This window comes from Limnohabitans sp. 2KL-17 (assembly GCF_003063415.1).
In the GTDB taxonomy this organism is placed as follows: domain Bacteria; phylum Pseudomonadota; class Gammaproteobacteria; order Burkholderiales; family Burkholderiaceae_C; genus Limnohabitans_A.
On record NZ_NESK01000002.1, the window covers coordinates 134,951 to 156,357 of the forward strand.

The 21,407-nt window shown below is 58.9% G+C and carries 18 protein-coding genes and 1 other RNA gene; 7 read left to right on the top strand and 12 right to left on the bottom strand.

What is annotated here, in order from left to right; genetic code table 11:
- The first annotated feature begins 205 nt into the window (after positions 1 to 205).
- Both B9Z45_RS01650 and B9Z45_RS01655 read left to right on the top strand, forming a co-directional pair.
- Complete coding sequence (locus B9Z45_RS01650; protein ID WP_108405490.1) at positions 206 to 739, top strand: winged helix DNA-binding protein; 534 nt, start codon at positions 206 to 208, stop codon at positions 737 to 739.
- Positions 740 to 760: 21 nt separating this feature from the next.
- Positions 761 to 4,429, top strand: a complete 3,669-nt coding sequence (locus B9Z45_RS01655) for a hydantoinase B/oxoprolinase family protein (RefSeq protein WP_108405491.1) — start codon at positions 761 to 763, stop codon at positions 4,427 to 4,429.
- Positions 4,430 to 4,498: 69 nt separating this feature from the next.
- Here B9Z45_RS01655 and B9Z45_RS01660 read toward each other — a convergent pair whose 3' ends face one another.
- From B9Z45_RS01660 to gyrA, 10 genes are all read right to left on the bottom strand, one after another.
- Positions 4,499 to 4,828 carry a helix-hairpin-helix domain-containing protein gene (locus B9Z45_RS01660; RefSeq protein WP_108405492.1) on the bottom strand — a complete coding sequence of 110 codons (330 nt, stop codon included), beginning with the start codon at positions 4,826 to 4,828 and terminating at the stop codon, positions 4,499 to 4,501.
- A gap of 120 nt (positions 4,829 to 4,948) precedes the next feature.
- On the bottom strand, positions 4,949 to 6,106 hold the full coding sequence (gene lapB / locus B9Z45_RS01665) for a lipopolysaccharide assembly protein LapB (RefSeq protein WP_108405493.1): 1,158 nt from the start codon (positions 6,104 to 6,106) through the stop codon (positions 4,949 to 4,951).
- Positions 6,096 to 6,383: a lipopolysaccharide assembly protein LapA domain-containing protein gene (locus tag B9Z45_RS01670; protein ID WP_108405494.1), complete on the bottom strand. Its 288-nt coding sequence runs from the start codon at positions 6,381 to 6,383 to the stop codon at positions 6,096 to 6,098. Before B9Z45_RS01670 ends, lapB begins: the two co-directional genes overlap by 11 nt.
- 109 nt (positions 6,384 to 6,492) lie before the next feature.
- Entirely contained in the window at positions 6,493 to 6,807 is a 315-nt protein-coding gene (locus B9Z45_RS01675; protein WP_108405495.1) for an integration host factor subunit beta, read from the bottom strand.
- Between the two features lie 114 nt (positions 6,808 to 6,921).
- Positions 6,922 to 8,601 (bottom strand): 30S ribosomal protein S1, encoded by a 1,680-nt coding sequence (gene rpsA, locus B9Z45_RS01680; RefSeq protein WP_108405496.1) that lies wholly within the window; start codon positions 8,599 to 8,601, stop codon positions 6,922 to 6,924.
- Between the two features lie 202 nt (positions 8,602 to 8,803).
- Complete coding sequence (locus B9Z45_RS01685) at positions 8,804 to 10,822, bottom strand: bifunctional 3-phosphoshikimate 1-carboxyvinyltransferase/cytidylate kinase (protein WP_108405497.1); 2,019 nt, start codon at positions 10,820 to 10,822, stop codon at positions 8,804 to 8,806.
- Between the two features lie 3 nt (positions 10,823 to 10,825).
- A complete protein-coding gene (locus B9Z45_RS01690; RefSeq protein ID WP_108405498.1) occupies positions 10,826 to 11,746 on the bottom strand; it encodes a prephenate dehydrogenase/arogenate dehydrogenase family protein in 921 nt (306 codons plus the stop codon).
- The gene (pheA, locus tag B9Z45_RS01695; RefSeq protein ID WP_108405499.1) at positions 11,743 to 12,843 is read right to left on the bottom strand and encodes a prephenate dehydratase; all 1,101 of its coding nucleotides are present in this window, start codon (positions 12,841 to 12,843) and stop codon (positions 11,743 to 11,745) included. Before pheA ends, B9Z45_RS01690 begins: the two co-directional genes overlap by 4 nt.
- Before the next feature lie 51 nt (positions 12,844 to 12,894).
- Positions 12,895 to 14,001: a 3-phosphoserine/phosphohydroxythreonine transaminase gene (gene serC / locus B9Z45_RS01700; RefSeq protein ID WP_108405500.1), complete on the bottom strand. Its 1,107-nt coding sequence runs from the start codon at positions 13,999 to 14,001 to the stop codon at positions 12,895 to 12,897.
- 3 nt (positions 14,002 to 14,004) lie between these two features.
- Positions 14,005 to 16,662 carry a DNA gyrase subunit A gene (gene gyrA, locus B9Z45_RS01705; protein WP_108405501.1) on the bottom strand — a complete coding sequence of 886 codons (2,658 nt, stop codon included), beginning with the start codon at positions 16,660 to 16,662 and terminating at the stop codon, positions 14,005 to 14,007.
- Between the two features lie 232 nt (positions 16,663 to 16,894).
- Between gyrA and ompA the strand changes: the two genes are divergently transcribed.
- The 5 genes from ompA (at position 16,895) to B9Z45_RS01730 (ending at position 20,397) form a co-directional block, all read left to right on the top strand.
- Positions 16,895 to 17,551, top strand: coding sequence for an outer membrane protein OmpA (ompA, locus tag B9Z45_RS01710; protein WP_108405502.1), 657 nt, complete (start codon positions 16,895 to 16,897; stop codon positions 17,549 to 17,551).
- Positions 17,552 to 17,642: 91 nt separating this feature from the next.
- On the top strand, positions 17,643 to 18,377 hold the full coding sequence (gene ubiG, locus B9Z45_RS01715) for a bifunctional 2-polyprenyl-6-hydroxyphenol methylase/3-demethylubiquinol 3-O-methyltransferase UbiG (protein ID WP_108405503.1): 735 nt from the start codon (positions 17,643 to 17,645) through the stop codon (positions 18,375 to 18,377).
- Positions 18,378 to 18,383: 6 nt separating this feature from the next.
- A complete protein-coding gene (locus B9Z45_RS01720) occupies positions 18,384 to 19,049 on the top strand; it encodes an HAD-IA family hydrolase (protein WP_108405504.1) in 666 nt (221 codons plus the stop codon).
- A 13-nt stretch (positions 19,050 to 19,062) separates the two neighbouring features.
- Positions 19,063 to 19,450: a transfer-messenger RNA gene (gene ssrA, locus B9Z45_RS01725) on the top strand.
- A gap of 173 nt (positions 19,451 to 19,623) precedes the next feature.
- Entirely contained in the window at positions 19,624 to 20,397 is a 774-nt protein-coding gene (locus B9Z45_RS01730; RefSeq protein WP_146180857.1) for a YdcF family protein, read from the top strand.
- Between the two features lie 117 nt (positions 20,398 to 20,514).
- Here B9Z45_RS01730 and B9Z45_RS01735 read toward each other — a convergent pair whose 3' ends face one another.
- Together B9Z45_RS01735 and B9Z45_RS01740 are read right to left on the bottom strand one after the other, a co-directional pair.
- Positions 20,515 to 20,790 (bottom strand): type II toxin-antitoxin system RelE/ParE family toxin, encoded by a 276-nt coding sequence (locus B9Z45_RS01735; protein ID WP_108405506.1) that lies wholly within the window; start codon positions 20,788 to 20,790, stop codon positions 20,515 to 20,517.
- Positions 20,787 to 21,011 carry a ParD-like family protein gene (locus B9Z45_RS01740; protein WP_108405507.1) on the bottom strand — a complete coding sequence of 75 codons (225 nt, stop codon included), beginning with the start codon at positions 21,009 to 21,011 and terminating at the stop codon, positions 20,787 to 20,789. The genes B9Z45_RS01735 and B9Z45_RS01740 overlap by 4 nt, the downstream gene beginning before the upstream one ends.
- Positions 21,012 to 21,407: the final 396 nt, after the last annotated feature.

Here is a 21,407-nt window from a genome sequence, read left to right on the forward strand (position 1 = left end):
TGTGAAGGGATGGAATAAGCGGTCAACCAAGCTGAGCAAGAGATATGCCCGCTTCAAGCGCGCATCTGGTGCATCTGGCTGGCCTTGACTGTAGGCAACTTGCAGCGTCTTGGGATGGGTATTTTCCCTTAATGTCAACAAATTGTTGGCAAATCGTTGACATCAAGACTAGACTTCCGCATCACATCTCAAAACGACGGAACTCATGCCGCGCAAAAAATCATCCACAGTTTCCGGTGCCAGCCCGATCGTGTCCTCGGCCCATCTGGTCTCACCTGACAGCGCTGAGATGAGCGAGTTCGAGTTCGGCCTGATCGTGGCGGGCAACGCCTTTCACCGCTGGATCATCCATTGCATGGCGGCAGCCGGGCTGAAAGACCTGACGCCGCTGGACGTTCTGGTGCTCCACCACGTCACGCACCGCGCACGCGACAAACGTCTGGCCGACATCTGTTTCATCATGAACATCGAAGACACGCATTTGGTCAATTACGCCCTGAAAAAGCTGCAAGGCCTGGGTGTGGTGATCTCGCAAAAGAACGGCAAGGATGTGACCTATGCCGCCACCGACGTGGGGCGCCAGCATGTGCAGCGCTACCGGGAAATTCGCGAAAATTGCCTGATCGATGCGCTCAAGGCTGACGATGGCCTGAACCGGGACATTGGCGAATTGGCCCGGTTGCTGCGTGTGCTCTCGGGCATGTACGACCAGGCGGCACGTGCCGCCGCTTCATTGTGACAACGGGTTGATGAGCGCTTCATGACTGAATCAAACAACACAATTCCGGGTAAAAACCGCTGGCAATTCTGGATCGACCGTGGCGGTACGTTCACCGACGTGGTGGGCAAACGGCCTGACGGATCTCTGGTCACGCACAAGTTGCTGAGCGAAAACCCCGAGCAGTACCGCGATGCCGCCGTCGCCGGTATTCGCCACCTGCTTGGCTTGAAGCCCGGGCAGCCGGTCACGCCCGCGCTGGTCGAGTGCGTGAAGATGGGCACCACGGTGGCCACCAATGCACTGCTGGAGCGCAAAGGTGAACCCACTCTACTGGTGACCACGACAGGTTTTGGTGACGCGCTGCGCATTGCCTACCAAAACCGCCCGCGTTTGTTTGACCGTCAGATCGTGTTGCCCGAGTTGCTTTACAGCGCCGTGGTGGAAGCTCAAGAGCGTGTGGCGGTGGATGGCGAGGTGTTGCTGCCCCTTGATGTTGCGCATTTGCGCACCCAATTGGCGCACGGCTACGCCCAGGGCCTGCGCTCGGTGGCGGTGGTGTTCATGCACGGCTGGCGCCACACGGCACACGAGCAAATCGCTGCGCGTTTGGCCCGCGAGGTGGGCTTCACGCAGGTCAGCACCTCGCACCAGACCAGCCCGATGATGAAGTTGGTCAGTCGGGGTGACACCACTGTGGTGGACGCGTATTTGTCGCCCATCCTGCGGCGTTACGTTGACCAGGTGGCCAGTGAGATGCCCGGTGTGAAACTGATGTTCATGCAGTCCTCGGGCGGCCTCACGGATGCGCAGGTTTTTGCAGGCAAGGACGCGATCCTGAGTGGTCCGGCAGGCGGCATCGTGGGCATGGCCCGCACCGCCCAATTGGCTGGGCATGCCAAAGTGATTGGTTTTGACATGGGGGGAACCTCCACCGATGTGTCGCACTTTGCGGGTCAGTTCGAGCGCGAGTTTGAAACCCAAGTGGCCGGGGTGCGCATGCGCGCGCCCATGATGAGCATCCACACCGTGGCCGCAGGCGGCGGTTCCTTGTTGGCCTATGACGGTGCGCGTTTCAGGGTGGGGCCGCAAAGCGCTGGGGCCAATCCTGGGCCGGCCAGTTACCGCCGGGGCGGACCTTTGGCCGTGACCGATGCCAACGTGATGGTGGGCAAGGTGCAGCCGGCGTATTTTCCATCGGTGTTCGGGCCACAAGCCGACCAGCCGCTGGATGCCGATGTAGTGCGCAGTCATTTTGAAAAAATGGCCGCTCAAATGGGCAGAGCTGCTGAAGATGTGGCGCATGGTTTCATCCAGATCGCTGTGCAGCAGATGGCCAATGCCATCAAGAAGATTTCGGTGGCACGCGGCTATGACGTGACGCGTTACACCCTGCAGTGCTTTGGCGGTGCAGGCGGTCAGCATGCCTGTCTGGTGGCCGATGCCCTGGGCATGTCGAAGGTGTTGGTGCACCCGCTGGCGGGCGTGTTGTCGGCGTATGGCATGGGCCTGGCCGATCAAAACGTGATGCGTGAAGAGTCCATCGAGCGCCGGCTGGATGCGGCCGCTTTGACGCTCATGGCCGAGCGGCTGCAAGCCCTGGGTGAAGCCACACGGCAAGCCCTGCTGGCTCAAATTGGACAGGGCGCTGATGAGGCCTTTGCTGCACAGATCGAGTTGCGCCAACGCGTGCATTTGCGCTATGAAGGCACCGATTCTGCTTTGGTGGTGCCATGGGGCGACCTGGGCCAATTGGTGGCAGGCTTTGAAGCGGCCTACCGCCAGCGCTTTGCTTTCTTGATGCAAGGCAAAGCCCTGGTGGTTGAGGCGGTGTCGGTCGAGGCGGTGCTTCCGGGCGACGCCCCTGAAGAAGCCCGCATGGCTTTGCACCCCCAGCGTGAAGTGCCGCGCCGGGACACGGTCCGGGTGTATGCAGCCAACGCTGCTGGCCAACCCCAGTGGCAAGAGGCGGCCTTGCTGGTGCGTGAAGACATGCGCCCGGGTGACGTGATTGACGGCCCGGCCATCATCGCCGAGAAAAACGCAACCACCGTGGTCGAGGCCGGCTGGCAAGCGCGCCTGACCGAGCTGGACCATTTGCTGTTGGTGCGTGTGCAGGCCAGAGCGGTGCAATACGCCGCCGGCACACAGGCCGACCCGGTGCTGCTCGAGGTGTTCAACAACCTGTTCATGAACATCGCAGAACAAATGGGCCTGCAACTGCAGAACACCGCTTACTCGGTCAACATCAAGGAGCGGCTCGATTTTTCGTGTGCGCTGTTCAGCGCCGAAGGCCATCTGATCGCCAACGCGCCTCACATGCCGGTGCACCTGGGCTCCATGGGCGAAAGCATTCAGACCGTGATCCGGGAGAACAAGGGCCGAATGCGCCCGGGCGATGTGTTTGTGCTGAATGACCCGTACCATGGCGGTACGCATTTGCCCGACATCACCGTCATCACCCCGGTGTACCTGGACGCTCAAGCCGAGCCGGTTTTTTATGTGGGCTCCCGAGGCCACCACGCCGATGTGGGTGGCCTCACGCCAGGCTCCATGCCGCCTTTTTCCACCCGCATTGAAGAAGAGGGCGTGCAGATCAACAACTTCAAGCTGGTCGAAGCAGGGCACCTGCGCGAAGCCGAAATGGTGGCCTTGCTAGAAAGTGGTGAATACCCTTCGCGCAATCCCCAGCAAAACATGGCCGATCTGAAGGCGCAGATTGCGGCCAACGAAAAAGGCGTGCAGGAGATGCGCCGCATGGTCGATCAATTTGGCCTGGATGTCGTGCAGGCCTACATGCGCCATGTGCAGGACAACGCCGAAGAGTCGGTGCGACGTGTCATCACCCGGCTGAAAGACGGTGCATTCACCCTGCCGTTGGACAACGGGGCGCAGATTCAGGTGGCGGTGCGGGTGAACGCCACACAGCGCACGGCCGAGATCGACTTCACTGGCACCAGCGGCCAGTTACCCAACAACTTCAACGCGCCTCGCGCGGTGTGCATGGCGGCGGTGTTGTATGTGTTTCGCAGTCTGGTGGACGATGACATTCCTTTGAATGCAGGCTGCCTGAAACCCCTGAAGGTCATCATTCCTGCCGGCTCCATGCTCAACCCGAACCCCCCGGCTTCGGTGGTGGCGGGCAATGTGGAAACCTCCACTTGCATCACCAATGCGCTGTTCGGGGCCTTGGGCGTGATGGCGGGCAGCCAGCCGACCATGAACAATTTCACTTTTGGCAACGCCCGCGTGCAGTATTACGAAACCATTTCGGGGGGCAGTGGTGCAGGCGGAAGCTTTGATGCACAAGGCCAGTGGGTCGGGGGTTTTGATGGCACATCGGTGGTGCAAACACACATGACCAATTCGCGCCTGACCGATCCTGAGGTGCTGGAGTTTCGCTTTCCGGTGCGCCTGGAAAGTTATGCGATCCGCCTAGGCTCTGGTGGTGCCGGGCGCTGGCATGGGGGTGACGGCGGCGTGCGACGCGTGCGCTTTCTGGAGCCCATGACGGCGGGTATTTTGTCCAATGGGCGGGTGCATCCGGCCTTTGGCATGGCCGGTGGGCACAGCGGTTTGCCCGGCATTAACCGGGTGGTGCGCGCAGATGGCACGGTGCAAGAGCTCTCGCACATCGGGCAGGTCGACATGCAGACGGGCGATGTCTTTGAAATTCACACACCGGGCGGCGGTGGATTTGGCGAAGCTTAGGCATGAGCCCTGTCGGGGCAAAAGCCTCACGCCAACCCCTGCTTCATTGGTCTGAAGTGATCCAGGCCATCAGTGGCCTTGTGGCGTTGAGCTGTGCTTGGGTTTTGCAGCCGGTGAGGCGCCAGGCGCTTGTGCATAGCCCAAGCCTTGAACCTGCAAACCCTGCTCTGAAAGATGGGCGGCTTTTTGGGGGCCGATGCCCTTGACGCGTTTCATCACATCGCGCCAGTCGCGAAAAAGACCCTGTTGACGCTCTGCCAGGATGTGCCGTGTCATCGTCGGCCCGAGGCCATTCAGTCCATCCAGGTCAATTTCTGTGGCCTGGTTCAGGTCAATCTGGCCCCAAGCCATGCCTACAAACAAGGTGGCGACCAAGGTCGCCAAGGGTTTTTTCAACATGCTCGTCCATCCCGGTGTTGTGCCTTCAGCGCTCTGCATGGGGGCCCATTGTGGGTCGGGTGGTTAGATCAGGACAGGGGCTTGAGCAACGGACATGAAACAAGCTGTTTCAAGCGGTTGTCAAAGTTCTTCAATGCGTCTTGGCGAATAGCTGTCCCAGGCCTGGCAGCCGGGGCAATGCCAGAAATGCTCTTTGGCTTCAAACCCGCAAGCTGCACAGCGGTAGCGGGCCAAAGGCCTGATGGCCTGCTCCAGTGCTTTTTGAACCGTGGCCGGCAATGGGTGCGCATCGCTGCTTTCCTGGGTCAGCCAACGGGTCGCTGCCATCAAGGAAGACTGCTTGTCCAAATGCCTGAGGTAGCGTTGCGGCGATGCGGTAGCACCCTCAGGCATGCTCTCTTCAAGTGCAGTGATGGCTTCGAGCACATCAATGCAGGGCTGTTTTTCGTAGTGGCTTTCCAGCAGCTGGATGGCCGGTTTGACCAAAGAAGCGGATTGCGCGGCCTTGGCCAAGCTGGCCGCGGCCAGCGGAGCCGCCACATGGGCCTGTTCAAACAATACAGAAAGTGTCTCAAAAGCCTGTTGGGCCTTTCCTTGTGACAACTGCACCTGCCCAAGCAATATGCGCGGCCTGGCCGCTTCTGGCGTTGCCTTTACGGCAGCGGTCAGTATGAGCAGCGCCTTGGCCGCATCGCCTTGCTGAATGGCTTCGCGGGCTTGTTCGCATTGGTAGTGGGCCATGCGGACATCAAATTTGGCTTCACCCGAGTTTTCAAGCAGGCGGGCTACCCGTTCCGCTTCAGGCCATTCGCGCGAGCGTTCGTAAATGGCCAGTCGGGCCAGACGCGACTGGCCTTCATAGGATGTGCCTTCGAGTTTGCGCAGTGCTTCTTCAGCACGGTCCAACAAGCCGGCTTTCAGGAAGTCGAGGGCCAGGCCGTGCTGGGCACGTTGCCGATCGGCGCTGCTCAAATCTGCCCGGGACAGCAGGTGTTCGTGCACGCGCACAGCACGGTCGTATTCGCCTCTGCGTCGAAACAGGTTGCCCAGTGCAAAGTGCAACTCAGATGTGTCGGGGTCGTTTTGAACAGCTTCAATGAAAGCGTCAATGGCCTTGTCTTGCTGCTCATTGAGCAAGTAGTTCAAACCTTTGAAGTAAGCACGCGGCGCTTGCCGGTTGGCTATGCGCATCTGGCGCAGGTCCAGCCGTGAAGCGATCCAGCCCAACGCGAACGCAGCAGGCAGACCCAACAAAATCCAGGTCAGGTCAAGTTCCATGGGGAGTCTGCGGCGCAGAAGTGGCTTCAGCTGTCACGGGTTGCGCCATGCGCAGGGTCTGACGGTGCCGCCACCATCTGGGCACCATGCCCAGCACCCCCACCACGACACCCAGGCTGAATGCACTGAGCACCACCAAAACGGTTGGGGCAGACCAAAACGTGCCAAAAAAGAAATTGACACGCGTTTCTTGCTGGTTATTCAGCGCAAAAGCGAACAGTGTAAAAAAGACAGCTGCTTTCAGTAGCCACTGAAGCAGCCGAAGCAGACGTTTCATGGAAGACCTCGGAATCTGGCTTCATTCTAACGGGGGCTTATCCGGTCAGAAAAGGCCTCATGCACCGATCTGGGCAATGGGCACTTTGCTGGGTGAAGGGCACAACAAATCAGGCGTTGGCTTTGACCTTGACTGTGCTGGCTGCGCTGGCATCTACGGCTTCGCGCAAGGCTTTGCCGGGTTTGAAATGGGGCACCCGTTTTTCTGGAATTTGCACGCTTTCACCCGATCTCGGGTTGCGGCCTACGCGCGGTGGACGGCGGTTGATGGAGAAGCTGCCAAAGCCACGAATTTCGATGCGGTGACCTTTGACCAGAGCATCACTCATGGCGTCCAGCACGGTCTTGACGGCCAGTTCGGCGTCACGGTGGGTCAGCTGTGCAAAGCGGGCGGCGAGTTCTTCCACCAGATCGGAGCGGGTCATGTGTCAACCTCGTTGTTGTTGCGGCTTGAAAGTGTCTGGCACCATTGTGAAAAAAGCCTGCCCCCATGACAGGGGCAGGCTTTTCAGACAGCAAGCGTCTTCAGATCCGTCAGATCAGTTGTTGTCCAGCTTGGCACGCAACAAAGCGCCCAGGCTGGTGGTGCCAGCGTTTTCACGCGAAGACTGCTGTGACAAGGAAGCCATGGCTTCTTGTTGGTCCACGGCGTCCTTGGCTTTGATGGACAACTGGATGTTGCGGGTCTTGCGATCCACGTTCACCACCACGGCCGTCACTTCGTCGCCGACTTTCAGCACATGGCTGGCATCTTCCACGCGGTCGCGCGAAATTTCGCTGACACGCAAGTAGCCGATGATGTCTTCGCCCAAATCGATTTCAGCACCTTTGGCGTCCACAGTCTTGACCTTGCCGGTGACGGTCTGGCCTTTGTCGTTGATCGACACGAAGGTGGTGAAGGGGTCTGAGTCGAGCTGTTTGATGCCCAAGCTGATGCGTTCACGGTCCACGTCCACAGCCAAGACCAAAGCCTCGACTTCTTGGCCCTTCTTGAACTCGCGCACGGCGTTTTCGCCGGTTTCGTTCCAGGACAGGTCGGACAGGTGAACCAGGCCGTCGATACCGGCAGCCAGACCCACGAAGACGCCGAAGTCGGTGATCGACTTGATCGGGCCCTTCACGCGGTCACCGCGCTTGGTGTTCTGAGCGAACTCTTGCCATGGGTTGGCGCGGCACTGCTTCATGCCCAAGCTGATGCGGCGCTTGTCTTCGTCGATCTCGAGGACCATGACTTCGACTTCGTCACCCAGAGCAACGATCTTGGAAGGCGCAACGTTCTTGTTGGTCCAGTCCATTTCGGACACGTGCACCAAACCTTCGATGCCTGGCTCCAGCTCAACAAATGCGCCGTAGTCGGCGATGTTGGTGATCTTGCCGAACATGCGGGTGCCTTGTGGGTAGCGGCGGTTAACGCCCATCCATGGGTCGTCGCCCATTTGCTTGAGACCCAGGGACACACGGTTTTTCTCGGTGTCGAACTTGAGAATCTTGGCAGTGATTTCCTGACCGGCCGTGACCACTTCAGAAGGGTGACGGACACGGCGCCAGGCCATGTCGGTGATGTGCAGCAAGCCATCGATGCCGCCCAAGTCCACGAACGCACCGTATTCGGTGATGTTCTTGACCACACCGTGAACGATGGAGCCTTCGCGCAGGGTTTCCATCAGTTTGGCGCGCTCTTCGCCCATGGAGGCTTCCACCACAGCGCGGCGTGACAGCACGACGTTGTTGCGCTTGCGGTCGAGCTTGATGACCTTGAATTCCAGGGTCTTGTTCTCGTAGGGGGACAGGTCTTTGGTGGGACGTGTGTCGACCAAAGAGCCGGGCAGGAAGGCGCGGATGCCATTGACCAGCACGGTCAGGCCACCCTTGACTTTGCCGCTGGTCACGCCGGTGACGAATTCGCCAGTTTCCAGGGCTTTTTCCAGAGACATCCACGAAGCCAGACGCTTGGCGGTGTCGCGGGACAAGATGGTGTCGCCGTAGCCGTTTTCGATGGAGCCGATGGCCACGGAGACAAAGTCGCCGACCTGGACTTCAACTTCGCCCTGGTCGTTCTTGAACTCTTCAAGGGGCACATACGACTCGGACTTGAGACCGGCGTTGACCACCACGAAGTTGTGTTCGATGCGAACCACTTCAGCGGTGATGACTTCACCTGGGCGCATTTCCGTGCGCGTCAGGGATTCTTCAAATAGGGCGGCAAAAGATTCAGACATGTGATTTCCTCATCCACAAAAACAGGACTGACGAACGCGGAATGCGTCGTTTCCAGGAGCTGACTGTGGCGGTTGTTGTGCAGCGTGAGCCGCGGTTGGTTTAAAAAATCCATCTGGCCAGTGTGCAAGCTGCACGAAGAGAGCCAGGTGGAACCTCTATCCAGCCCGCACAGGGCGGACTGGGATGGCCGTTTTCAGTGTTTCAACCAAAAACCTGCCGGCTTTGCCACCAGACCATCACCTGTTCCACCGAGGCTTCGATGGTCAAGGACGAGTTGTCCAGTTGCAAGGCATCTTGCGCGGGTTTCAAAGGCGCAACGCTTCGGGACATGTCCCTGGCGTCACGCGCTTCCAAATCAGCGCGAAGATTGTTGATATTAGCCGAAAAACCCTTAGAAATCAACTGCTTATGCCGTCTTTCAGCCCTTTGGGCGGCACTGGCGGTCAAAAACACCTTCAAGGTCGAATTGGGAAAGATCACCGTGCCCATGTCGCGGCCATCGGCCAGCAGACCGGGCAGGCGGCGAAAGCTGTGCTGAAGTTGCACCAAAGCCTCGCGCACGGCGGGCAAAACCGACACTTTCGAGGCGTTCATGCCGCCATGTTCGCTGCGGATCGCATCGGTCACATCCTCGCCGCCCAGCAAGACCTGCTCACCCTCAAAGTGCACGGGCAGTTGGCGGGCCAATTCGGCAATGCGGGACTCATCGGCCGCTTCAAGGCTCAGTCCGGCTTGCAGAGCGGCATGGGCCGTGACGCGGTAGAGCGCACCCGAATCGAGGTAGTGATAGCCCAATTGCGCTGCCACCCGGCTGGCCAAAGTGCCTTTGCCAGAGGCGGTGGGGCCATCGATACAAATCACGGGAATTTGCGTGACCTCGGCGGTGGCCACCGAAAACAGCGCCTCAAAATAATCGGGAAAGGTCTTGGCCACGCACTTGGGGTCTTCGATGCGCACAGGCAACTTCGCCGCGTTGAAAGCCGCCAGTGAAAAGCACATGGCCACCCGGTGGTCGTCGTAGGTGTGGATGCTCGCGGCCTGCCATTGGCCCTGGGCTGCAGGGGGGGTGAACGGGCCATTGGGCAAAGGGTGAATGCGCAGCCAGTCGGGGCCTTCTTCGACGGTGGCACCCAGTTTGCGGCACTCTGCGGCCATGGCCACGATGCGGTCGGTTTCTTTCACGCGCCAGCTGGCAATGTTGCGCAGCAGGGTGGGGCCGTCGGCATAAAGCGCCATCACGGCCAAGGTCATGGCCGCATCGGGGATGTGGTTGCAGTCCAGTTCAATGCCTTTGAGTGGCCAGGCACCTCGGCTGATTTGGAGCCAATTGGGGCCACTCGTCACTTGGGCGCCCATGCGCTCGGCCGCCTCGACAAATCGGATATCGCCTTGTATGGAATCGGCCCCCACGCCATTCACGCGAATGCCGTCACCCTGGGCGATGGCACCCAGTGCGATGAAATAACTCGCCGAAGAAGCGTCGGCCTCGACGTGGATCGTGCCGGGTGATTGGTAGCGGCTGCCGGCCGGGATCACGAAGCGCTCCCAGCCTTGGCGCTCCACATCAATGCCGAAGCGTGCCAGCAGGTTCAGGGTGATCTCGATATAAGGTTTGCTGATCAACTCGCCCACCACCTCGATGGTGATGCTGCGGTCTTGGGCGGCCAAAGGCAATGCCATCAACAAGGCGGTGAGGAACTGGCTGGACACATCGCCGCGCACGGGGATGGGCGCATCCAGCTTCAAGCTCGGTTGGCCGATGTGCAGCGGCGGAAAGCCCTCATTGCCCAGATAGTCGATGCGACAGCCCAGTTCGCGCAGGGCGTCGACCAGATCGCCAATCGGCCGCTCGTGCATGCGGGGCACGCCTTGAAGTGTGAAGTCGCCGCCCAGCACCGACAGCGCGGCGGTCAGCGGGCGCATGGCCGTGCCCGCGTTGCCCATGAAGAAAGTGATCGCCTTCTGGTGAGAAAGCTGCCCACCCAAGCCCTTGATGGTGACTGTGGTGCCCTCGACCTGAACACCGCAGCCCAGTTGCCGCAAGGCGGCCAACATGACCTGGGTGTCGTCTGAGTCCAGCAGGTCGTGCACCACGGTCGTGCCCTGGCACAGGGCCGACAGCAGCAACACGCGGTTGGAAATGCTTTTGGAGCCGGGCAGTGTCACGGTGCCAGATGCGCCTTGCAAAGCGGGAATATCAAGAAAGGCTGTGGCGAACATGGTTCAAGTCTCGAAAACGGGGTTGCATGCGTTGCCCGCTTGCAGCGTCCAGGCGGCGCGCACATCGCTGGCTTGTTGAATCAGGTGCTCAAGCGCTTGGGTGTCGCCGTTCTTCAAGGCGTTTTCAAACTGCTCAAGGGCTTTGCGAAAGTGCGACATTTGAGACAGCACTTCGGCGTGATTGGCACTCAGTATGTCGCGCCAGACCGCCGCATCGCTGGCCGCAATGCGAGAAAAATCCTTGAAGCCTGGGCCCGCCATTTCCAGAAATTCGGCACCTTGGGTTTGGGCGGTCAAGGCATTGACCGCTGCAAAAGCCAGCACATGGGGCAGGTGGCTGACGGCGGCAAAAGTGGCGTCGTGTGTTTCGGGTGTCATGGTGCTGACATGGCTGCCGATGGCGCTCCAGACACCGTGTGCAGCTTGCAGGCGCTGAATACCGGTTTTGGGCAGTGGCGTGAGGATGGTGCGCCGGTTTTGGTACAGCATGCTTTCGGCGTGTTCAATGCCCGCCACTTCTTTGCCCGCAATCGGGTGGGCTGGCACAAAGCAGGACAGGCGCTCGCCCAATGCGGCTTGCGCAGCGGCAATCACATCGCACTTGGTGGAGCCCACGTCCATCAGCAAGGCATTGGGCTGAAGCACATCTCGCATGGCGGCAAAGCTGCTGTGCATGGCGCCTACGGGCACGGCCAACAGCACCAGGTCGGCATCCTGCACGGCTTCGGCCACGCTGTTGCAAGCCTGGTCGATCACGCCCAGTTGAAGGGCGCGTTGACGGGTTTTTTCAGAGGCGCTGAAGCCGGCGATCTGTTGCACCAGACCCGCCTGGCGCAAGGCCAGGGCGAACGAGCCACCCATCAAGCCGCAGCCGATCAGGGCGAGGCGCTTGAAATGCGGCGCGGTCGGACGCTCGGGCGTCATTCCGAAACGGGGTAAGAACCCAGCACCTTGTAGAAAGCGCACAAGCCCTGCAACTCTTGCAGGGCAGCCGCCACATGGGGCTGGCTGATGTGTCCTTGCAAGTCGATGTAGAAGTAATACTCCCACTGGCCTGATTTGGCAGGGCGCGACTCAAAGCGCGTCATAGACACGCCGTTGTTCTTGAGGGGTACCAGCAAGTCGTGCACAGCGCCAGGGCGATTGGGCACCGAGACCACCAGGCTGGTGCAATCTTTGCCGGATGCAGGGGGCGTGGCCAGGGTTTGCGGCAAGGCGATCACGGCAAAGCGGGTGCGGTTGAAGGCCTCGTCCTGGATGGCGTGGTGCACGATGTGCAGGCCAAACTGGCTGGCTGCACGTTCGCTGGCCAGGGCCGCCCAGGCCGGGTTGGTCGCGGCCAGCCGTGCGCCTTCGGCGTTGCTCGATACAGCGCGGCGCTCTACATGCGGCAGGTGCTTGGACAGCCAGCCCTGGCACTGCGCCAGTGCTTGGGGATGGGCCATGACGACCTCAATGCCTGCATCCGAGTTGAGCTGGCGCAGCAGATTGAAGCGCACCTGCAGGCTGACCTCGCCCACGACATGCACGGGCGAACGCAAAAACAAATCGAGCGAGCGGGCGACCACGCCTTCGGTGGAGTTTTCCATGCCGACCACCCCATATTGGGCGGTGCCGGCGGCGGTGGCGTGGAACACTTCGTCGAAGTTGGCGCAATAAATCAGGTTGGCCGCACTGCCAAAAAACTCGATGGCGGCTTGTTCACAAAATGTGCCCTGAGGGCCAAGCACTGCCACGCGTTGCGGCGCCTCAAGCGCCAGGCAAGCCGACATGATTTCGCGCCAGATGGAAGCGACATGTTCGTTCTTGAGCGGGCCTGGGTTAGCCTGCGTGATCTTGTCGATCACCTGGGCCACACGGTCCGGGCGAAAAAACGGTGAACCTTCGGCGCGCTTGATTTCGCCCACCTGTTCGGCCACATGGGCACGCTGGTTCAGCAGGCTCAGGAGTTGTTTGTCCAGCGTGTCGATCTGAACGCGCAAGGCGCCCAGGGCGTCCGACTGAATGGGGTGTTGGCTCATGGCTGCGCGTCTTTCAAGTGGCCTGTTCAGGGGGGGGTGACGTGGTGAGCGTCAGGCCTGTGTTTTTTCGAACTCGCGCATGTAGGCCACCAAGGCCTGCACGCCCTCGATCGGCATGGCGTTGTAAATGCTGGCGCGCATGCCACCCACGGATTTATGGCCTTTGAGCTGCAGCAAGTTGGCGGCTTTGGCGCCTGCCAAAAATGCCTCGTTGCGCGATTCGTCGCGCAGAAAAAAGGGCACGTTCATGCGCGAGCGGCAGTCCTTGGCCACCTTGTTCACATACAGGCTGGAATTGTCCAGAAAGTCGTACAGCAGCTGGGCTTTGGCGATGTTGCGCTGCTCCATGGCCGCGATGCCACCCTGTTTTTTCAACCATTGAAACACCAGACCGGCGATGTAGATGCTGTAGGTCGGCGGCGTGTTGTACATCGACTCGTTGTCGGTCACCAGCTTGTAGTCAAAAGCGCTGGGGCAGTGGGGGTGGGCTTTGCCGATCAGGTCTTCACGCACGATGACCAAGGTCAGACCTGCCGGCCCGAGGTTTTTTTGGGCACCGCCAAAAGCCAGACCAATGCGGGACCAGTCCACAGAACGCGAAGCGACATGCGAGGAAAAGTCCACCACCAAAGGGGCGTTGCAACCCAGCGCTTTCAGGTCGGGCAGTTCGTGGTATTCGATGCCGTGTATGGTTTCGTTGCTGCAGATGTGCACGTACCGGCTGTCTGGGCCAATTTGCCAGGTGGCCGGTGAGGGGAGGGTGGTGAAGCCGTCGGCCTGGGCCGATGCAGCGACACGGGCTGCGCCGTATTTGCTGGCTTCCTTTTGCGATTTCTGGCTCCAGCTGCCGGTCAGCACAAAGTCCATGGCCCCGCCTTGCGACAGGTTCAAAGGCACGATGGCGTTTTCGGCCAGGCCCCCGCCTTGCATGAACAAGATCTTGAAGTTGGGTGGCACCGCCAACAACTCGCGCAGGTCATTGTGGGCTTGCTCGTAAATGCCGATGAACTCTTTGCCGCGATGGCTCATCTCCATCACGCTCATGCCGGACGAGCGGCCTTGCGCATCGCGCCAGTCCAGCATTTCGGCCGCAGCTTGCTGCAGCACGGCCTCTGGCATGACGGCAGGACCTGCCGAGAAGTTGAAAGCGCGCCCCATCACTTATTCGGCAGGCGCTGCGCTGTCATCCGGGGTGTCATCGCCATCGGTGCTGCCCGTCTCGCCATCGGCAATGTTCGCATCGTTTTCGACAATGCGTTGAAGGCCTGAGAGCTTGGCCCCTTCGTCCAGGCCAATCAAAGTCACCCCTTGAGTGGCACGACCCAACTCGCGGATTTCAGACACGCGGGTGCGCACCAGAACGCCGGTGTCGGTGATCAGCATGATCTCGTCATCGGCATGCACCAGAGTGGCTGCGACGACTTTGCCGTTGCGCTCGGATTGCTGGATCGCGATCATGCCCTTGGTGCCTCGGCCATGTCGGGTGTATTCAACGATTGACGTGCGTTTGCCGTAGCCGTTTTCTGTGGCGGTCAACACGCTTTGTGTTTCGTCTCCGGCCACCAGCATGGCGATCACGCTCTGGCTTTCCTCGATCATCATGCCGCGCACACCGCGAGCGCTGCGTCCCAAAGGCCGCACATCGTTTTCATCAAAGCGAACAGCCTTGCCACCATCGCTGAACAGCATCACATCGTGCTTGCCATCGGTCAGGGCTGCACCGATCAAAAAGTCGCCTTCGTCCAAATTGACCGCAATGATGCCGCCTTTGCGCGGGTTGCTGAATTCATCCAGCGACGTCTTTTTGACCGTGCCCATCGAGGTGCCCATGAACACATAGTGGTCAGCAGGGAAAGTTCGCATCTCGCCTGTGAGGGCGAGGACGACGTTGATTTTCTCGCCTTCTTGCAACGGGAACATGTTGACAATGGGGCGACCGCGCGAGCCGCGTGAGCCCGCAGGCACTTCCCAAACCTTGAGCCAGTAAAGGCGACCCCGGTTCGAGAAACACAGCAAATAGTCGTGTGTGTTGGCAATGAAGAGTTGGTCGATCCAGTCGTCTTCCTTGGTCACAGCGGCTTGCTTGCCACGCCCACCCCGTTTTTGTGAGCGGTATTCGCTCAAGGGTTGGCTCTTGATGTAACCACTGTGCGACAAGGTCACCACCATGTCGGTCGGCGTGATCAGGTCTTCGGTCGACAGATCTTGTGCGCTGTGTTCGATCTCGCTGCGGCGGGCACCGACCTTGGTTTGCCCAAATTCCTGGCGCACTGTGACCAACTCGTCACCAATGATGGTCGACACACGCTCAGGCTTGGACAAAATGTCCAACAAGTCCTCGATCTCAGACATGACCTCTTTGTATTCGGCCACGATTTTGTCCTGCTCCAGCCCGGTCAGGCGTTGCAGGCGCATTTGCAAAATCTCTTGCGCTTGTGTATCGGACAGGCGGTACAAGCCTTCTTTGCTCAAGCCGTATTCGCGCTCCAGGCCTTCTGGGCGGTAGTCGTCGGCGTTGATAACCGAGCCATCGTCACGGGCACGCGTCAGCATGGTCCGCACCATGGCGCTGTCCCAACTGCGGTTCATCAACTCCACTTTGGCCACTGGCGGCGTAGGAGCGCTCCGGATGATGGCAATGAAATCATCGATGTTGGCCAAGGCCACAGCCAAGCCTTCCAGCACATGGCCACGGTCACGCGCCTTGCGCAGCTCGAATACCGTACGGCGTGTGACCACTTCGCGGCGGTGCTGCAAGAAGACCTGGACCAGATCTTTCAGGTTGCACAGCTTGGGTTGCCCGTCAATCAGGGCCACCATGTTCATGCCGAAGGTGTCTTGCAACTGGGTCTGTTTGTACAGGTTGTTCAGCACCACCTCGGGCACAGATCCACGCTTGAGCTCGATCACCAGGCGCATGCCCGACTTGTCAGACTCATCCTGGATGTGGCTGATGTCCTCGATTTTCTTTTCGTGCACCAACTCGGCCATGCGTTCTTGCAGGGTCTTTTTGTTGACCTGGTAAGGCAACTCATCCACCACGATGCACTGGCGCTGACCTTTGTCGATGTCCTCAAAATGGCACTTGGCCCGCATCACCACGCGGCCACGGCCTGTGCGGTAACCGTCCTTGACACCTGTCATGCCGTAAATGATGGCGCCTGTCGGGAAGTCAGGTGCCGGAACGATCTCCATCAAGTCGTCGATCGTGGCTTCCGGGTTGCGCAGCAAATGCAGGCTGGCGTCCACCACCTCGTTCAGGTTGTGCGGAGGGATGTTGGTGGCCATGCCGACCGCGATACCGCCTGAGCCGTTGATGAGCAAGTTGGGCAGGCGTGATGGCAACACCAGGGGCTCTTTTTCAGAGCCGTCGTAGTTGGGGCCGAAGTCGACGGTTTCTTTGTCGATGTCGCCCAGCATTTCGTGGGCGATCTTGGCCAAGCGGATCTCGGTGTAACGCATCGCAGCCGCGTTGTCACCATCGACCGAACCGAAGTTGCCCTGGCCATCAACCAGCATGTGGCGCATCGAAAAATCTTGCGCCATGCGGACGATGGTGTCGTACACCGACTGATCGCCGTGCGGATGGTATTTGCCGATCACGTCGCCCACAATACGGGCTGATTTTTTATAGGGGCGGTTCCAATCGTTGTTCAGCTCATGCATGGCGAACAAGACCCGGCGATGCACAGGCTTCAAGCCATCGCGTGCATCCGGCAGGGCGCGGCCCACGATCACGCTCATCGCGTAATCGAGGTAGCTGCGCCGCATTTCTTCTTCCAAACTGATGGGCAGTGTTTCTTTGGCGAACTGGGTCATAAACTTGGAGGTGGTAAGGGGCGCATTAAATGGCTGATTTTAAGTGCAAGCGGCTGTCGCGCATAAGCAACATTTGTTATTCATTCGAGGTCTGCATTCTGTGTACGTGAGCCATTTAACGAATCACCCCGCCGTCTATGGCACAATATTTGTTAACGGTTCAGGTGACGGTCACCCGAAACGTATTTTTTTTCGCAGCGTGTCTGCGGCTTTATCCCTCAAGAGGAAGAACATGAATAAATTCAACAAAGTGGCGATGTTGTTGGCCTCCGCAGCTCTCGTAACAGCCGCCGGCGCGCAATCTGTTGACAACTGGCGCAATGGCTCTGGCGACCTCGTCTGGAAAAACGGCACTCAAGACCTGTGCTGGCGTGGTGCCAACTGGACGCCTGCTACTGCTGCTGCCGGTTGCGACGGCGCCATTGTTGCTCCTAAAGCTGCCCCAGCCCCAGCTCCTCAAGCCGCTCCAGCGCCAGCCCCCAAAGCTGCCGCTCCAGCTCCAGCTCCAGCTCCAGCACTTCCACCAGCAGCCGCCACCAAAGTGACTTACGCTGCTGACGCATTCTTTGACTTTGACAAGTCTGTCCTGAAAGCAGAAGGCAAAGCCAAGCTGGACGACCTGGTCGGTAAAGTCAAGGGCATCAACCTGGAAGTCATCATCGCTGTGGGTCACACCGACGCCGTTGGCGCTGACGCTTACAACCAGAAACTGTCTGTCAAGCGCGCTGATGCCGTCAAGGCTTACTTGGTGTCCAAAGGCATCGAGAAAAACCGTGTTTACACCGAAGGCAAAGGCGAGAAGCAGCCAGTTGCTGACAACAAAACTTCTGCTGGCCGTTCCAAGAACCGCCGCGTTGAAATCGAAGTCGTGGGTACACGCCCTAACTGATCGTTTCACAACGCTCCAAAAAAGCCCCAGCAATGGGGCTTTTTTTTGGCCATCGCACAGCGTTCATGCGTGTTCACCGACAATCGAACCTATGAACGCCTCAACTTCGAACGCCCCTTCCAACGTCTCGTCCAACGTCGACCCGGCCGAACTGGCCAAGTTTTCTGATCTGGCCCATCGCTGGTGGGACCCGGAGAGTGAATTTCGGCCTTTGCACCAAATCAACCCGCTTCGCCTTGAGTGGCTACACGGCCTGGTGCCCTTGAACGGGCTGAAGGTGGTCGACATTGGCTGTGGCGGCGGCATCCTCTCAGACGCCATGGCCCGCAAAGGGGCAGATGTTTTGGGCATTGACCTGGCCACCAAATCCCTTAAGGTGGCCCAGTTGCATGCCTTGGAGGCGGGCACAACGGGCGTGCAATACCGCGAGGTGAGTGCCGAAGCACTGGCCGCCGAGCAACCCGCGCAATTCGATGTGGTCACCTGCATGGAAATGCTGGAACATGTGCCCGACCCGGCCTCTGTTGTGAAAGCCTGCGCTCAGTTGGTCAAGCCCGGTGGTTGGGTGTTCTTTTCCACGCTCAACCGCAACCCCAAATCATTCCTCTTTGCGATTGTGGGTGCCGAATACATTCTCAACCTGTTGCCCAAAGGCACACACGAATTTGCCCGCCTGATTAAACCCAGTGAGCTGGTCACCTGGGCGCGTGACGCAGGCCTTGACGCACAGGGCTTCAAGGGCATGGAATACAACCCGTTCACCAAGCGCTACTGGCTCAGCCAGGACACCAGCGTGAACTATTTGCTGGCCTGTCGCAAAGATTAATCCCATATGTTTAAAAACACACAAGCCGTTCTGTTCGACCTGGACGGCACCTTGATCGACAGCGCCCCCGACTTGGGCGCTGCCGTAGACAAAATGCGCACCGACCGGGGCCTGTCTTCTTTCCCCCTAGAACACTACCGCCACATGGCCGGTGCCGGCGCGCGCGGCATGATCGGCATTGCTTTTGGTTTCACGCCGGAACACCCCGAGTTCGACGCCATGAAAGAAGAGTTTTTCGTCAACTACGAAAACTGCATGACCGAGCGAACCCGCGTTTTTGACGGCGTAGCCGACATGATCGCCAGCCTGGTTGCCCGAGGCTTGCCCTGGGGCGTGGTCACCAACAAATCCAGCCGCTTCACAGATCCACTGACTTCGGCCATGGCGCTGTTTTCGACCGCAGGTGCCGTGGTCAGCGGCAACACCACACCGCACGCCAAGCCCCATCCCGAACCCCTGTTCGAGGCGGCTCGCCGGCTGTCGGTCGACCCTGCCCGCTGCGTTTATGTGGGCGATGACGAACGCGACATCGTGGCGGGCCTTGCCGCGGGCATGGGCACAGTCGCTGCCACCTACGGTTATTTAGGCCAACAGACTGATATTTCGCGCTGGAACGCCCATTTGCACATTGATTCTCCGATAGACCTCTTGAAATTCCTCCAGAGCGCCTAAAATACGACACTCAGGGGCTGCACTGGTTTCGACATGGGTTCGGACGCGTGGCAGGGCATGTCGAGGTTCTGATCCTCGTAAAACAGCAGAAAAAAACTAACTGCAAACGACGAACGTTTCGCACTCGCCGCTTAATCCGGTGAGCCTTGCAACAGTTGGCCGATAGGCTGGGTCAGGGTGATGGGGGTGTTAAAGCACCCAAAGTCCAGGCTGCAAGGTAAAACATATGGGCTGGCACTACCCCGGGTACCTTGGGATGGTGTGAGAAAAAAGGGTACTGGCTGGGTGTTCAGCGTGTCGCTGCGCGGTTCATTTGGCGAGACTCAAATCAGACGACTACACATGTAGAACTGTACGAAAAAGGCTTATGGACGGGGGTTCAAATCCCCCCAGCTCCACCATATGCAACGACAAAGGCCGCCAGGTTTAACCACCTGGCGGTTTTTTGCGTTTCGGGGCTTATCTTTCAACTGAGCTTGTTGCTCGGGTGGACCTGCACAGCAGCTTCAAGTGGCTTGGTCACCAGGCTGAGTGCGGTTATCGTCTACGGTTCGCAAAGACCAAAACCCATCCCATGTTCATATTTTCAAAACTGCTGTCCGCCATCACCCAGCCCATGTTCTGGCTGGCCCTTTGGTGGGCCATGGCCCTGTGGATGTTGGTGCGTTGGCGCAGGGCGGCGGTGACCATGCTGTGGTTTGGGCTGGTGGTTTTGGGGCTGCTCGGGTTTTTGGCTGTGCCAGATGCCTTGCTGCGCCCGCTGGAAAACCGCTACCCGGTGCCTGCGGCCCAGGCCATCGACCGCCATATCGGCATCATCGTGCTCGGTGGCGCGGTGGGCCATCCGGACAGTTTTGCCGCTCATGGCCAAGTGCCCTTGGGCGAAGCCGCTGAGCGCATGACGGTGCCGGTGGGCTTGATGCGGCAGCACCCCCAACTGGCGTTGGTTTTTTCAGGTGGGGAAGGGCGCTTGCTGGCTACGGGCGTGACAGAGGCCGAGCTGGCCAAGGCTTTCTATACAGAGCAGGGCCTGGACATGGGCCGTGTGAAGCTGGAAGGCGGCTCACGCACCACCCGAGAAAACGCCCAACAAGTCGCCAAGCTGCTGGCCGGCAAGTGCCAGCAGCCTTGGTTGTTGGTGACTTCGGCCTGGCACATGCCACGTGCGATGGCCGAGTTTGAGGCTGAATTTGACAAAATGGGTTGCAAGCTGACGCCCTACCCGGTGGACTTTCGCACGGGTGAGTCAACCCCGCTCACCGAGTATTCGCTGGCCCACAGCCTGCTGCGCTGGCAGATGGCACTGCATGAATGGCTGGGTTTGTGGGTGTACGGCATGACCCGCTGACGGGCAGCCTGAAGTCGCCAAAGGTGGTGGCGTTTGGGTAGCCATCTGTAACTGGATGGCTGCTGGGGCTATTTTTTAGCTTCTTACTGGCATTTCGGTCAGTAAAAACCAATTCGATTATTTTAAATCGCGACAAAAATTTTCATGTGGCCCCACTGCTTCGAGGTAAACCAACTTGAGTTCCTCGCCAATCGTGTACCCAAGCAAATACAGTTGTCCTTGACTTCGGAACTTGTACACGTACAACGCAGCCAAGTCACCCTTTTTCTTGTCGCCGCTTGTTGGGGAATTCGTCACAGCACCGACTGCTGCATCTACATCTGCTGCAACGTTGTCGTGCAGCTTTTTGTATTGGCGCGCGAACCTGCGGGTCTGGACCGCTTCGTAGCTCATGCGCGGCTACGAGGCAGAAATGGCGTCGCATCGCTGCGGGGCTCTTTCATCGAACCCAATACCTGGACAACAAACTCAACAGGCAGCTCGGGATTGTCGATTGCAGCCCGACCCACACTGGCCCAAAATTCTATTTGGCCAGCAATGGTGCGGTGTTCTGCTTTGGCTTCATTTTTCGCTTGTTCATAAAGCAGGTTGTCAATTCTGACTGGCATACCCATGGCGCAACTCCTTCGCTACAAAAGTAGCTAATGGTAAAGCGCCGTGCGCAATTTAACAAGCAGCGAAAGTCGTTTGGCTCCGCCGCAAGGAGCCCAACCCACTGTTCAAACCACTAACCGCTCAATCACCGCCTTTTTCTTCTCCAGCGTGTAGCCCACCGAGCCATACCGGGCAAATTCAGAGTTGTTGCGCCCGGCTGCTTAACGACAACTATCCTGACCTCACGGCAGTGCAGTTTGAAGTGGACCCCGAATTTGGGACAGGTGTTTAACAGGCTGCTGAAATACCCCATTCGCGAGCGCAATTTCGCCCCGCATGGTTTTGATTTTTTTGATTTTCCTTTCGCATTCTGATATTCCCTTCGTTTTTTGTTCGCCTTGGCCCACTTGTAAGCC